13 protein-coding genes and 1 pseudogene are annotated in these 13,296 nt (G+C 62.4%); 5 read left to right on the plus strand and 9 right to left on the minus strand.

Annotated elements, in window-relative coordinates:
• The 3 genes from truA to def are packed head-to-tail and all read right to left on the minus strand — an operon-like array spanning position 1 to position 2,248.
• Complete coding sequence (truA, locus tag OOZ53_RS13000) at positions 1 to 756, minus strand: tRNA pseudouridine(38-40) synthase TruA (RefSeq protein WP_271090016.1); 756 nt, start codon at positions 754 to 756, stop codon at positions 1 to 3.
• A gap of 1 nt (position 757) precedes the next feature.
• Positions 758 to 1,687, minus strand: a complete 930-nt coding sequence (fmt, locus tag OOZ53_RS13005; RefSeq protein ID WP_271090017.1) for a methionyl-tRNA formyltransferase — start codon at positions 1,685 to 1,687, stop codon at positions 758 to 760.
• Positions 1,688 to 1,723: 36 nt separating this feature from the next.
• Positions 1,724 to 2,248, minus strand: coding sequence for a peptide deformylase (gene def, locus OOZ53_RS13010; protein ID WP_271090018.1), 525 nt, complete (start codon positions 2,246 to 2,248; stop codon positions 1,724 to 1,726).
• A gap of 101 nt (positions 2,249 to 2,349) precedes the next feature.
• Between def and OOZ53_RS13015 the strand changes: the two genes are divergently transcribed.
• Positions 2,350 to 3,600: a DNA recombination protein RmuC gene (locus tag OOZ53_RS13015; protein ID WP_271090019.1), complete on the plus strand. Its 1,251-nt coding sequence runs from the start codon at positions 2,350 to 2,352 to the stop codon at positions 3,598 to 3,600.
• A gap of 11 nt (positions 3,601 to 3,611) precedes the next feature.
• On the opposite strand, the gene OOZ53_RS13020 is transcribed toward OOZ53_RS13015, so the two are convergent.
• Positions 3,612 to 4,826 carry a TCR/Tet family MFS transporter gene (locus OOZ53_RS13020; RefSeq protein WP_271090020.1) on the minus strand — a complete coding sequence of 405 codons (1,215 nt, stop codon included), beginning with the start codon at positions 4,824 to 4,826 and terminating at the stop codon, positions 3,612 to 3,614.
• A gap of 167 nt (positions 4,827 to 4,993) precedes the next feature.
• Between OOZ53_RS13020 and OOZ53_RS13025 the strand changes: the two genes are divergently transcribed.
• Positions 4,994 to 5,746: an SDR family NAD(P)-dependent oxidoreductase gene (locus tag OOZ53_RS13025; protein ID WP_271090021.1), complete on the plus strand. Its 753-nt coding sequence runs from the start codon at positions 4,994 to 4,996 to the stop codon at positions 5,744 to 5,746.
• Positions 5,747 to 5,760: 14 nt separating this feature from the next.
• Here the strand turns inward: OOZ53_RS13025 and irrA are convergent.
• A pseudogene (irrA, locus tag OOZ53_RS13030) lies at positions 5,761 to 6,222 on the minus strand (iron response transcriptional regulator IrrA); the annotation flags it as partial.
• A 239-nt stretch (positions 6,223 to 6,461) separates the two neighbouring features.
• Between irrA and fabA the strand changes: the two are divergent.
• The 3 genes from fabA (at position 6,462) to fabI (ending at position 9,092) form a co-directional block, all read left to right on the plus strand.
• Positions 6,462 to 6,971 carry a 3-hydroxyacyl-[acyl-carrier-protein] dehydratase FabA gene (gene fabA / locus OOZ53_RS13035; protein ID WP_136657553.1) on the plus strand — a complete coding sequence of 170 codons (510 nt, stop codon included), beginning with the start codon at positions 6,462 to 6,464 and terminating at the stop codon, positions 6,969 to 6,971.
• Between the two features lie 75 nt (positions 6,972 to 7,046).
• A complete protein-coding gene (gene fabB / locus OOZ53_RS13040) occupies positions 7,047 to 8,270 on the plus strand; it encodes a beta-ketoacyl-ACP synthase I (RefSeq protein ID WP_271090024.1) in 1,224 nt (407 codons plus the stop codon).
• Between the two features lie 9 nt (positions 8,271 to 8,279).
• Positions 8,280 to 9,092 carry an enoyl-ACP reductase FabI gene (gene fabI / locus OOZ53_RS13045; RefSeq protein WP_271090025.1) on the plus strand — a complete coding sequence of 271 codons (813 nt, stop codon included), beginning with the start codon at positions 8,280 to 8,282 and terminating at the stop codon, positions 9,090 to 9,092.
• Between the two features lie 74 nt (positions 9,093 to 9,166).
• Here fabI and pnp read toward each other — a convergent pair whose 3' ends face one another.
• The 4 genes from pnp to rbfA form a co-directional block, all read right to left on the minus strand.
• Positions 9,167 to 11,293, minus strand: a complete 2,127-nt coding sequence (gene pnp / locus OOZ53_RS13050; RefSeq protein WP_271090026.1) for a polyribonucleotide nucleotidyltransferase — start codon at positions 11,291 to 11,293, stop codon at positions 9,167 to 9,169.
• 233 nt (positions 11,294 to 11,526) lie between these two features.
• A complete protein-coding gene (gene rpsO, locus OOZ53_RS13055) occupies positions 11,527 to 11,796 on the minus strand; it encodes a 30S ribosomal protein S15 (protein ID WP_271090027.1) in 270 nt (89 codons plus the stop codon).
• A gap of 137 nt (positions 11,797 to 11,933) precedes the next feature.
• Positions 11,934 to 12,869: a tRNA pseudouridine(55) synthase TruB gene (gene truB, locus OOZ53_RS13060; RefSeq protein ID WP_271090028.1), complete on the minus strand. Its 936-nt coding sequence runs from the start codon at positions 12,867 to 12,869 to the stop codon at positions 11,934 to 11,936.
• Positions 12,869 to 13,276 (minus strand): 30S ribosome-binding factor RbfA, encoded by a 408-nt coding sequence (gene rbfA / locus OOZ53_RS13065; RefSeq protein WP_271090030.1) that lies wholly within the window; start codon positions 13,274 to 13,276, stop codon positions 12,869 to 12,871. The genes truB and rbfA overlap by 1 nt, the downstream gene beginning before the upstream one ends.
• Between the last annotated feature and the right edge of the window lie 20 nt (positions 13,277 to 13,296).

The following is a 13,296-nucleotide window of genomic DNA, read 5'->3' on the forward strand; positions in this document are numbered from 1 at the left end:
TCAGCCTTCCTCTTCCTCGTAATCGACCTTCATGAAATAGAGCCCTTCAGGGCCGGCGACCGGGCCGCAGGCGGCGCGGTCCCGCGCCTCGAGCGCGGCCGTCACATCATCGGCGCTCCAGTCGCCCTCGCCGACGAGGCGCAGCGTGCCGGCAAAGGAACGGATCTGGTTGTGCAGGAAGGATTTCGCCGTCGCGAATATCTCGACCAGTTCGCCGCTGCGCTGCACATCGAGCCGGTCGAGCGTGCGCACGGGGTTCTTCGCCTGGCAATGGACGGAGCGGAAGGTGGTGAAATCATGCCGGCCGACAAGACGCTGCGCGGCCGCGTGCATGGCATCGGCGTCGAGCGGCTTTTGAACCCAAAGCGCCCGGTTCTTTTCCAGCGCCAGCGGAACGCGGCGATTGACGATGCGGTAGCGATAGTGGCGCCGGACTGCCGAAAAGCGTGCATCGAACGCTTCATCCACGGCTTCCGCGCTCAGGATGACGACGCGCTCGCCCGCCTGCCCGAGATAGGAATTGATTGCATTGCGCACCGTTTCTGCGGGCCAGTCCCGTTCGAAATCGGCATGGGCCACCTGCCCGAACGCATGAACGCCTGCATCGGTGCGCCCGGCGCCGCGTACGCTCAGCTCATGACCGCAGAACTTCTTTCCGGCCGCCTCGATGGCGCCCTGCACGGAGGGGCCGTTGTTCTGGCGCTGCCAGCCGACATAGGGCGTGCCGTCATATTCGATGGTCAGCTTGTAGCGCATGTCAGGAAAGCGCCGTTCCGACCGCCAGTGCGTGGCCGCGCAGGAACTCGTCGGCGTTGAGCGCCTTGCCGCCCGCCTTCTGCAGTCTCAGCAAACGGACCGCACCGCTTCCGCAGGCGACGGTCAGGCCATCGTCGAGCAGGGTCCCAGTGGCGCCCTCGCCCGCAGTCAGGGTGGACCGCAGTATCTTCACGCGCTCGGCCCTGCCGCCGAGCGGCATCTCGCACCAGGCGCCGGGAAAGGGCGACAGGCCGCGGATATGATTGTGGACCGCTGCGGCGTCAGCGGAAAAATCGATACGGGTTTCACCCTTGCTGATCTTGGCCGCATAGGTGACGCTCTCTTCCGGCTGCGGCGACAGCGTCAGCGAATCGCGTTCCAGCGCCGCCATCGCCCGCTGCATCAGATCGCCGCCGATGATCATCAGCTTGTCGTGCAGCTCGCCGGCGGTCATGTCCTGTGCGATAGCGACCCGTTCCTCCATGGCGACGGGCCCGGTGTCGAGCCCCTCATCCATCTTCATGACCATGACGCCGGTCTCATTGTCGCCGGCCATGATGGCACGCTGGATCGGCGCGGCGCCGCGCCAGCGCGGCAGGAGCGAGGCGTGGCCGTTGTAGCAGCCGAGGCGCGTGCCCTCCAGGATCGCCGGCGGCAGCAACTGGCCGTAGGCGACGACGACGGCGACATCGGCATCGAGATCGCGGAACTGTTGCTGCTCGCCCTCGTCCTTCAGGCTCTCGGGCGTATGGACCGGAAAGCCCAGGATTTCCGACTGCTGGTGGACGGGCGATTTGACCACTTCCAGGCCGCGCCGTCCGGCGGGACGCGGTGGCTGGGTATAGACCGCGGCGATCTCATGGCCGTATCCGGCGAGCGCCGCCAGCGTCGGCACGGCAAATTCCGGCGTTCCCATGAAGATGATGCGCAAGGCCTTCCTCCCGCGTGTTGTCCCGGAATGCGGCGCTCAGAGCCGGGTGCCGCCGCGGCTCTTCGCCAGCTTGGTGAACTTCTTGATCACCATGTCCCGCTTCAGCTTGGAGATATGGTCGATGAAAAGAACGCCGTTCAGATGGTCGATCTCGTGCTGCAGGCAGGTCGCAAGGAGACCGTCGGCCTCGATCCGCTGCTTCTTGCCCTCCCGGTCGACATATTCCACGGTCACCTGTGCCGGCCGTTCGACCTCGGCATAGTAGTCGGGGATCGACAGGCAGCCTTCCTCATAGGTCGAGCGTTCGTCGGAGCTTGCGACGATTTCGGGATTGATCACGACAATCGGGTTCTTCTCCTCGTCCTCCTTGGAACAATCGACCACCAGAAGACGGCGCGGAATGCCCACCTGGATGGCCGCCAGCCCGATCCCGGGGGCGTCATACATGGTTTCAAGCATGTCGTCGGCGAGCGTCTGAACGTCTTCGCCGACGTCTTCGATCGGCTCGGATTTGGCCCGCAGGACCGGATCGGGAAGAAGGACAAGCGATTTTATGGTCATGGCATGCATCTACGCATTCGGCGGCGACAGGTCAATTCGGCACTTTGTCCATGTTCCTGTTTTGATCTGGCATAAATCCGAGAATCAGATAAGCTTGGCGCATGGATGCGGTTCAACTTTCCTTTGACACGCCGGTCGTGCAGATCGGCGGCACGGTGATTAGCCTGGGCGGCGTCGCGATCGGCCTTGTCGTGCTGCTGGGCCTTGTCGTCATCGCCGTCGTGCTTGGCCTGCGCCGTTCCGCGGGGCTGCGCGAAGAAGCGCGGATCGCGGCGGAAGCGGCGGCCGGCGAGCGTGCACGGGAGATGGAATCCCGTTTCGCCGAGATCATGGGCGCGCAGGCCGAGATGCAGGGCCGCATGGCGACGATCGCCGAGGTCTTCGGATCGCGCCAGAGCGAGATCAACAAATCGATCAATGAGCGGCTGGACGGCATGAGCCAGCGGCTCGGCAACACGATCAGCGAGCAGACCAAGGCGACGCACGAGAATCTGAGCCGCCTTCAGGAGCGGCTCGCGGTGATCGACACGGCGCAGAACAATATCCAGGCGCTCGCCAAGGACGTCGTCGGCCTGCAGGCGATCCTGTCGGACAAGCAGACGCGCGGCGCCTTCGGGCAGGCGCGCATGGAGACGATCATTGCCGATGCGCTGCCCTCGAACGGCTATGCCTTCCAGCCGACGCTCTCCAACGGCGTGCGGCCCGACTGTATCGTCCACATGCCGAACGACGCGCCGGGTCTGGTGATCGACGCCAAGTTTCCGCTGGAAGCGTGGAACGCCATCCGCGAGGCGGGCGAACCCGAGGCGCAGAAACAGGCGACGCAGCGTTTCCGCCGCGATGTCGAGGTCCATATCCGCGATATCGCCGACAAATATCTGCTGAAGGGCGAAACGCAGGACACGGCCTTCATGTTCGTACCGTCGGAATCGATCTTCGCCGAGATCCACGAGAATTTCGAGGCGCTGGTGCAAAAGGCGCACCGGGCGCGCGTCGTCATCGTTTCGCCGTCGCTGCTGATGCTGTCGCTGCAGGTCGTCCAGGCGGTGCTGAAGGATGCGAGGATGCGCGAACAGGCGCATCTGATCCAGGGCGAGGTGGTGCGGCTGATGGACGATGTGGTGCGGCTTGATGAGCGGGTGCGCAAGCTGCAGACCCATTTCGGCCAGGCGCAGCGCGACATCGACCAGATCCTGACCTCGGCCGACAAGGTCACCAAGCGCGGCGCCAAGATCGAGGCGCTGGAGATCGAGGCGGAGGGCAGTGAGCCGCCGGCAGCAAATGCCGGAACGGAGAATGTCGCGCCCATGCCGGAGCGCGCGGGACGCCTGAAGCTCCATGTCAACGACTAGAATGCCGTGAGCTAGGATCCGCGCTCACGGTTCCAGGCGCGCAGGCGCACGACCAACGGCACGATAGCCACGACCAGCAAGGCGGCGACAAGGAACGGCGCGCCGGGAAAATAGATCCACTCGCCGCTGACAAATTGCTCAAAAACGCCGGTCAGGGCGAGCGGCGCGACAACCGCCGCGATGGATGACAGCGAGGCGATCACGCCCTGAACCAGGCCCTGCTGATCCTCGCCCACCCGGTTTGCGGCAAAGGCCGTCATCAGCGGCGGCGCCATGTCCGACAGCGCCGAGATCGGCAGGAAGACGATCACCGCCCAAACAGCGCCGGCAAAACCGAACCCCACCATGCCGATGACACCGGCCACGATTGCAATCAGCAGGGTGCGGTAGTCGCCCAGCCGTTTGCTGAGCCGGGGCAATATGCCGGCCTGGACACCGGCGATCGCAAGGCCGTAAGCCGACAAGGTCAGCCCGATCGTGAATCCGTCCCAGCCGAAAACTTCGCGGCCCCAAAAGGCCCAGAGCGTCGGATAGACCATGTTGGCAAATTCAAACACGAAGATACAGATAAGCGGGATTGCGAGGCCCGGCACCACAAACGCCCGCATGATGGTGCCAAAAGGATTGAGATCCCGTTTGCCGAAGGCGCGGCGGTTTTCCGGTTTGAGCGATTCCGGCAGGACAAGGAGGCCGAACGCCACGTTGAGAGCCGACAGCGCTGCTGCAAGCCAGAAGGGTGCCGTGATGTGCCAGTCCGAGGCGAGACCGCCAATGGCAGGCCCCAGAACAAAGCCGATGCCGAACGCGGCGCCGACCATGCCGAAGGCGGCGCCGCGCTCCTCCGGCCTGGCGATGTCGGCGATATAGGCGGTCGCCGTGATGTATGTGGCCCCGGCCATGCCCGCGAGAACACGGCCGACAAGCAGGACCCAGTAGGTTTCGGCCATCGCCATGATCACATAGTCGATTGTCAGCATGGCCAGCGCGCAGATGAGGACCGGCCTTCGGCCATAGGCATCCGAAAGACTGCCGACGATCGGACCGAACAGAAACATGGCGGCCGCATAGGACGACATCATGATCCCGCCCCAGAACGCCCCCTCGGCCGTACTGCCTGCGCCGACGCGGTCCATCAGGTCCGGCATGATCGGGAACACGATCCCGACGCCGATGGCGTCGATCATCAATGTGGCCAGAATGAAGAAGAAGGGACCGGTAAGTTTCATGCCGCCACAAGAAACGGAAATCCAACAACGGACAAGTGGCATGTTCATCTTTCTTTCGAAAGCATTGCCGGGCGTCGCAAACCACATTAGAAGGCGCTCAAAAGATGGCTTCCAAGCCCGCCACCACAAAGTCCGCCCTCACTTCGTTTTTAAAGCCGAGGATACTCATGCCCGACTTCGCCATCTATCCGAGCCTGAAAGGCAAAACCGTCATCATCTCGGGCGGCGCACAGGGGATCGGCGCGGAAATCGTCAAGGCTTTTGCGCAGCAAGGCGCATGTGTCGGTTTTCTCGATCTCGATGAAGCCGTCAGCGCGGCATTGGCCGGCACGATTGATGATGTCGCCCATGAAATCTGCGATCTTCGCGACATCGCCGCGATGCAGGCCGCGCTTGCGAAACTGACGGACCGTCTCGGCCCCGCGCATGTGCTTGTCAACAATGCCGCGCGCGACGACCGTCACGACTGGAAGGATGTCACGCCGGAATACTGGGACGACCGCCAGAACACCAATCTGCGGCACATGTTTTTCGCCATCCAGGCCATTGCGCCGGGCATGATCGAAAACGGCGGCGGGTCGATCATCAATATGGGTTCAAATTCCTGGTGGGAGGCTGGCGGCGGCTTCCCGGCCTACACGACGGCCAAGGCCGCCGTCCACGGCCTGACCCGTACCATGGCCCGCGACCTCGGCGACCATCGCATCCGGGTCAACACGGTCGTGCCCGGCTGGGTCATGACCGAGCGCCAGAAGGCGCTTTGGGTCACGCCGGAAGCCATTGAGGCGCATCGCGCGCGGCAATGCCTGCCGGACCTGATCGACCCGGTCTATGTCGCACGCATGGTCGTCTTCCTTGGCTCAGACGACGCGGCGATGTGTACAGCGAACAATTATATGGTGGAGGCCGGCTCGATCTGACGCGGCCGGTCCGGTCAGGCCGTTTTGCGGCGCAGGCGCACGACCACGTCGATATGGGCGATTTCCATGCCTTCCGGCACCTCGGGCAAGCCGTCAATCGAGATTGAACCTGTGGGAATATCCATCACCTCGTTTTCACCCTCGATAAAGTAGTGCTGGTGATCGGAGGTGTTGGTGTCGAAATAGGTTTTCGATGATTCCACCGCCAGTACGCGCAGCATGCCGGCGTCGGTGAACTGATGCAGCGTGTTGTAGACCGTCGCCAGCGAAACGGGAACGCCGGCGCCGACGGCTTCCTCATGCAGCTCCTCGGCCGTCAGATGGCGGTCGCCCTTGGCGAACAGAAGCCCGGCAAGCGCAATCCTCTGGCGCGTCGGACGAAGACCGACTGACCGGAGGCGATCACCGGCCATGCGTGTGGGACAAGATGTGTGTTCCTGATTGCTGTGCATCGCTCTATCTTGACTGGAACCCGCTTATAGGCAATTGGACGTTATATAACTTTAGACGGGGCATCTTTCAATAGTGGAGTTTGACTGTCCAATTTTGCGATTTGCGCTTTGCGGCGCGATCGGAAAAGGGCGCGATTGCGGTTGCAAGTCGGGGCCGATCCCCATAATTGAATTGCGATGCTTTTCGCCAGCAAACAAGCTGTGTTAGGGTCACGGGGCATTGGCGTCCGGGGGCGTCTGGTATTCGGGAGTATGGAATCTACATGAACGATCGGCCGTCAAGCTTCAGCTATGATGACATTCTGACCTGCGCGCACGGCGCCATGTTCGGGCCCGGCAATGCGCAGCTCCCGCTGCCGCCCATGCTGATGTTCCACCGGATCACGGAGATCTCGGAGACCGGCGGGGAATACGGCAAGGGATATATGCGCGCCGAGTTCGACGTGACGCCCGATCTGTGGTTCTTTGCCTGTCATTTCGAGGGCGATCCGGTGATGCCGGGTTGCCTCGGGCTGGACGCGCTGTGGCAGATGACCGGTTTTTACCTCGGCTGGCTGGGCGAACCCGGCAAGGGCCGCGCAATATCCGTCGGCGAAGTCAAGCTGACCGGGATGGTGACACCAGAGACCAAGCTCGTGGAGTTCGGCGTGGATTTCAAGCGCGTCATGCGCGGCCGGCTGGTGCTCGGCATCGGCGACGGCTGGGCCAAGGCGGACGGTGAGCCGTCCTACAAGGCGACCGACCTTCGGGTGGGGCTGTTTCAGGAAAAATAGCATAGCATCCGACGCATTCGGCGCCCTGCCGCCGCACCTGTCTCAAAACCGCAGTTTCTGTGGAAAGGAAACCGTATGAAACGTGTTGTAGTCACCGGGTTGGGGATCGTGTCCTCCATCGGCAACAACGCGCAGGAAGTCACCGATTCCCTACGCGAGGCCAGGTCCGGCATCACATTCTCCGAGGATTTCGCAGAACACGGCTTTCGCTGCCAGGTCTGGGGGGCGCCGACGCTCGATCCGACCGATCTGGTCGACCGGCGCGCCATGCGCTTCCTGAGCAAGGGCGGCGCCTGGAACCACGTGGCCATGCAGCAGGCGATCGCCGATTCGGGTCTTGAGGAAAGCGACATTTCGAATGAGCGCACCGGCATCGTCATGGGTTCGGGCGGCCCGTCCACCCGCACCATCGTCGATGCGGCGGACACCACCCGCGAACGCGGCAGTCCGAAACGCATCGGACCGTTCGCGGTGCCGAAAGCGATGTCGTCAACGGCATCGGCGACACTTGCCACCTGGTTCAAGATCCACGGCATCAACTACTCGATCTCGTCGGCCTGCTCAACATCCGCCCACTGCATCGGCAACGCCTATGAGCTGATCCAGATGGGCAAGCAGTCGATCGTCTTCGCCGGCGGCCACGAAGACCTCGATTGGACCATGTCGAACCTGTTCGACGCGATGGGTGCCATGTCCTCCAAATACAATGACAACGGACCCGATACGGCCTCGCGTGCCTATGACGCGGACCGGGACGGTTTCGTGATCGCCGGCGGCGCCGGTGTCCTGGTGCTTGAGGAACTCGAACACGCCAAGGCCAGGGGCGCCAGGATCTACGGCGAAATCATCGGTTACGGCGCGACATCGGACGGTTACGACATGGTGCAGCCATCCGGCGAGGGCGCCATCCGCTGCATGAAGCTGGCGCTTTCGACGATCGACGGCAGCGTCGACTATATCAACACGCATGGCACGTCGACACCGATCGGCGACAGCCGCGAGATCGGCGCCATCCGGGAAGTGTTCGGCGACAATATTCCGCATATCGCCTCGACGAAATCGCTGACCGGACACTCGCTCGGCGCCACGGGCGTTCAGGAATCGATCTATTCGCTCCTGATGATGAAGGAGGGCTTCATCGGCGAGAGCGCGCATATCCACACACTCGATCCGGAGTTCGAGGGCGTGCCGATCGTTCGCGAGCGGATCGACAATGCGAAAATCGATACGGTCCTGTCCAATTCCTTCGGGTTTGGCGGGACCAACGCAACACTGATATTCAGGCGCCACGAGGGGTAGGTTGTACAGATGGGTGAACTGATGAAGGGGAAGCGCGGCCTTATCATGGGGGTCGCCAACGATCACTCGATTGCCTGGGGCATCGCCCAGGCGCTGCATGCCGAGGGCGCGGAACTCGCATTCACATATCAGGGCGAGGCTTTCGGACGGCGCCTCGAACCGCTGGCCAAATCGGTCGGCTCGGACTTTATCATGCCCTGCGACGTCGAGGACATCGAGACCGTGGATGCTGCCTTCGGGGAACTCGCCGACCGGTGGGGAAGCATCGATTTCGTCGTCCACGCCATCGGATTTTCCGACCGCAACGAGTTGCGGGGGCTCTATGCCGACACGACGCGCAAGAATTTCACGCACACGATGGTCATATCGTGTTTCTCATTCACCGAGGTCGCCAAACGCGCCGCCGCGCTGATGCCCGATGGCGGCGCAATGATCACGCTGACCTATGGCGGCTCGACGCGCGTCATGCCCAACTACAATGTCATGGGCGTTGCCAAGGCGGGACTGGAAGCGAGCGTGCGCTATCTCGCCGCCGATTACGGCCCACGCAACATCCGCATCAACGCGATCTCCGCCGGCCCGGTCCGCACGCTGGCCGGCGCGGGCATCTCCGGCGCGCGCGAGATGTACAACTACCAGCAGCGCAACTCGCCGATGCGCCGCAACGTGACCATCGACGATGTCGGGGGCTCTGCCGTCTATCTGCTGTCGCATCTTTCGAAGGGCGTGACCGGCGAAATCCATTTCGTCGATTCGGGCTATCACATCACCTCGATGCCGGTGCTCGACGAACTCAAGGCGCAGTGGTCGAACGGCAAATAGCCGTCGCAGAAGCCTGAAAACAAAAAAACCCGCCGCGTCGCCGCAGCGGGTTTTTTCATGTCTGTATCCGAGGATCAGTCAGCAGGCTCGCGCGGGATTTCCTCGCCCGTTTCCTGGTTGACGACCTTCATGGACAGGCGGACCTTGCCGCGGTCGTCGAAGCCGAGAAGCTTGACGAAGACCTTGTCGCCTTCCTTGACGACGTCGGACGTCTTGCCGACGCGCTCCTTGGCGAGCTGCGAAATATGCACGAGGCCATCGCGCGGTCCGAAGAAGTTCACGAATGCGCCGAAGTCGGCCACCTTGACGACCGTGCCTTCATAGATCACGCCGACTTCCGGCTCGGCGACGATCGAGTTGACCCATTTCTTGGCCGCCTCGATCTCCTTGGCGGAGGACGAAGCGAACTTGATGGTGCCGTCGTCGTCGATATTGATCTTGGCGCCGGTCTTTTCGACGATCTCGCGGATCACCTTGCCGCCGGAGCCGATGACGTCGCGGATCTTGTCGACCGGGATATTCATCACCTCGATGCGCGGCGCAAACTCGCCGAGTTCCTCGCGGCTCTCATTGATGGCCTTGCCCATCTCGCCGAGAATGTGCATGCGGCCGCCCTTGGCCTGATCGAGAGCGATCTGCATGATTTCCTCGGTGATGCCGGTGATCTTGATGTCCATCTGAAGCGACGTGATGCCGTCCTCGGTGCCGGCGACCTTGAAGTCCATGTCGCCGAGATGGTCCTCGTCGCCCAGGATGTCGGAAAGGACCGCGAAGCGCTCCTCTTCCTTGATCAGGCCCATGGCAATGCCGGCAACCGGCTTGGCCAGCGGCACACCCGCATCCATCAGCGCCAGGGAGGTGCCGCAGACGGTCGCCATGGAGGACGAGCCGTTGGATTCGGTGATCTCGGAGACGACACGCAGCGTGTAGGGGAACTGCTCGCCGGTGGGCAGCATCGGGTGGATGGCGCGCCAGGCGAGCTTGCCGTGGCCGATCTCGCGACGGCCGGGCGAGCCGATGCGGCCCGTCTCGCCGACCGAGAAGGGCGGGAAGTTGTAGTGCAGCATGAAGTTTTCTTTGTACATGCCGGTCAGGCTGTCGACATACTGCTCGTCCTCACCGGTGCCCAGCGTCGCCACCACGATGGCCTGGGTTTCGCCGCGGGTGAACACGGAAGAGCCGTGGGTGCGCGGCAGGACGCCGACCTCGGCCGAAATCGCGCGGACGGTATCCAGCTCGCGTCCGTCGATGCGGCTCTTGGTGTCGAGGATGTTCCAGCGGACGATCTTTGCCTGCAGCGACTTGAAGACCGAGCCGATCTGCTCCGGCGTGTATTCTGGCTCTTCAACCTCTTCGGGGAGGAAATGCGCCATGACCTTGGCCTTGACGGCATCGACGGCATCGTAACGCTCAGCCTTGTCGATGATCTTGTAGGCGTCGCGAAGTTCGGTCTCAGCCACCTTGAGCATGGCTTCCTCGAGCGCGGACAGGTCTTCCGGCTCGAATTCGCGCGGCTCCTTTGCAGCGACTTCGGCCAGCTTGATGATCGCATCGATCACCGGCTGGAAGCCCTTGTGGCCGAACATCACGGCGCCCAGCATCACGTCCTCGGGCAGCTCGCCGGCTTCGGATTCAACCATCAGGACCGCGTCCTGGGTGCCGGCAACAACCAGATCGAGGCTGGATTCGTCCATCTCGTCCACATGCGGGTTGAGGATGTATTCGCCATTGATGTAGCCGACGCGGGCGCCGCCGATGGGGCCCATGAAGGGCACACCCGACAGGGTGAGCGCCGCGGAGGTGGCAATCATGGACAAGACGTCCGGATTGTTCTCCAGATCGTGCTGCATCACGGTGATGATGATCTGCGTGTCGTTCTTGTATCCGTTCGGAAACAGCGGGCGGATCGGCCGGTCGATGAGCCGGCACACGAGCGTTTCGTTCTCGCTCGGGCGGCCTTCACGCTTGAAGTATCCGCCGGGGATCTTGCCGGCGGCATAGGTTTTTTCCTGGTAATTGACCGTCAGCGGGAAAAAGTCCCGCCCCGGTGTCGGTTGTTTGTCGGAGACGACCGTCGCAAGAACCACGGTCTCGCCATAGGTCGCCATGACGGCACCGTCTGCCTGGCGGGCAATCTTGCCGGTTTCGAGTATGAGCGGACGTCCGCCCCATTCGATTTCTACCTTGTGGGTATTGAACATATCTTGTCCTTCGTGTGCGGGCTGCGCGATCGGATATCGCGGCACCCCGTCTGATAACGTACATGGCCCGAACACCGGGCCGATTGGTCGGTATCGTCACGGGCAAGACAACGGGTGGCTTGTACTCGGAGGGCGTCAAGCAACCAGCAATCCTGCCCCGTGACCGTTCCATCGAACGCGGCAAGCGTCCGGAAACGAAACCGGCGGGCGCACGAGGCTCCCGCCGGAAAAACCTAACGGCGAATACCGAGACTCGCGATAAGCTTTTTGTACCGCTCTTCGTCCTTCCTCTTCAGATAATCGAGGAGCGAACGGCGGCTAGAAACCATCTTCAGCAGGCCACGGCGGGAATGGTTGTCCTTTTTGTGGCCCTTGAAATGTTCCGTGAGATTGTTGATACGCTCGGTCAGAATGGCCACCTGGACCTCGGGAGATCCCGTGTCGCCTTTCTTCGTCGCGTATTCGGTCATCAGTTCTGCTTTGCGTTCAGCAGTAATCGACATCGTGCCTTCCTTTCACTTTTGGAGGGGTGAGACGCCCATGGCCGGGATGTCGTCCAGCCTGGGCCGCGTTCTACCGTGCCTTCTGCACCGTATTGCGCTGCATATAAGCGAGAAACGGGTAAATTGCCAGTTTTATTTCAACCGCCGAAAACCCGGCGCGGGCGGAACTCCCCCCCGGCAATCTCGCCGATGGCGATCAGCTTTCCGTTCTGCGTCGCGCAGGCCTCATCCGCCGGCAGCGGGGCGTCGCGGCCGCGCAGCAGGACCGGGTTTCCGCAACGCAGGCGCTGCGCCTGCTGGTCGTTGACCGCGAGTTGCGGAAGCAGCGTCAGCGCCTCACCGGTATCGACAAGAAACGAATCGAGCGCCGCGAGACGCTCATCGTCATTCTCGACAGCCTCCAGAGCCGTCAGTTCTTCGAGCGGCACCATTTCATCCTCGTCAAAGGGAGCGACATAGGTGCGGCGCAGCGTGTCGATATGTCCGAAACAGCCAAGATCGCGGCCCATGTCACGCGCCAGCGCCCGCACATAGGTGCCCTTGCCGCATTCGACCTCGAACACCGCGGTGTCCGCATCCGGACAGGCCACCAGATCAAGCCGGTGGATTTCGACTTCGCGCGACGGAATTTCGACCGCCTCGCCCTCGCGCGCCAGATCATAGGCGCGGTTGCCGTCGATCCTGACGGCCGAGAATTGCGGCGGCGTCTGTTCGATAATGCCGGTGTAGCGCGGCAGAAGAGCGCGAATTTCGCTCTCCGCCGGCCGCCCGTCGCCGGTGCGGGTCACGGTTCCTTCCAGATCATCCGTCGTGCGTTCCTCGCCCCAACGCACCGTGAACCGGTAGATCTTGCGCCCGTCCATCACATAGGGGACCGTCTTGGTCGCCTCGCCCAAAGCGATCGGCAGCATGCCGGAGGCCAGCGGGTCGAGCGTTCCGGCATGTCCGGCCTTCTGCGCCTTGAAAAGCCAGCGGATCTTCGAGACGGCCTCGGTGGAGCCGAAATCGACGGGCTTGTCCAGGACAAGCCAGCCGGAGACCGCCCTGCCCTTCTTCTTGCGATTCCGCGCCATCAGTTCGAATCCTCGTCGCCGTGATCGAGATCGCGCATGACTTCGGGCGAGCGCAGGAGATCGTCGATCTTCTGGTAGTTCTCGAAGCTGGTATCGTCGCGGAACCTTATATCCGGCATGTATTTCATCTGCCTGAGCGCCGGCGTCACACGCTTGCGGATGAAGCGGGCATTGCGGTTGAGCGCTTCGACGACCGGCTCATGATCGGTCTCGCCGAGCGGCGTGATATAGGCGGTCGCGATCTTCAGATCGGGCGACATGCGCACCTCGGAGATGGCGATTACCGTGTTTTCGATCAGCGGGTCGCGCACCTCGCCGCGCTGAAGCACTGTCGTGATCGCTGCACGGACCTGTTCACCGACACGCAGCTGGCGCTGCGAGGGTCCGGAGGACGAAAAGCGTGACATTTTTTTAAACCTTTTCAAAC

The sequence above is a fragment of the Allohoeflea poritis genome (assembly GCF_027889715.1).
Lineage (GTDB): Bacteria > Pseudomonadota > Alphaproteobacteria > Rhizobiales > Rhizobiaceae > Hoeflea_A > Hoeflea_A poritis.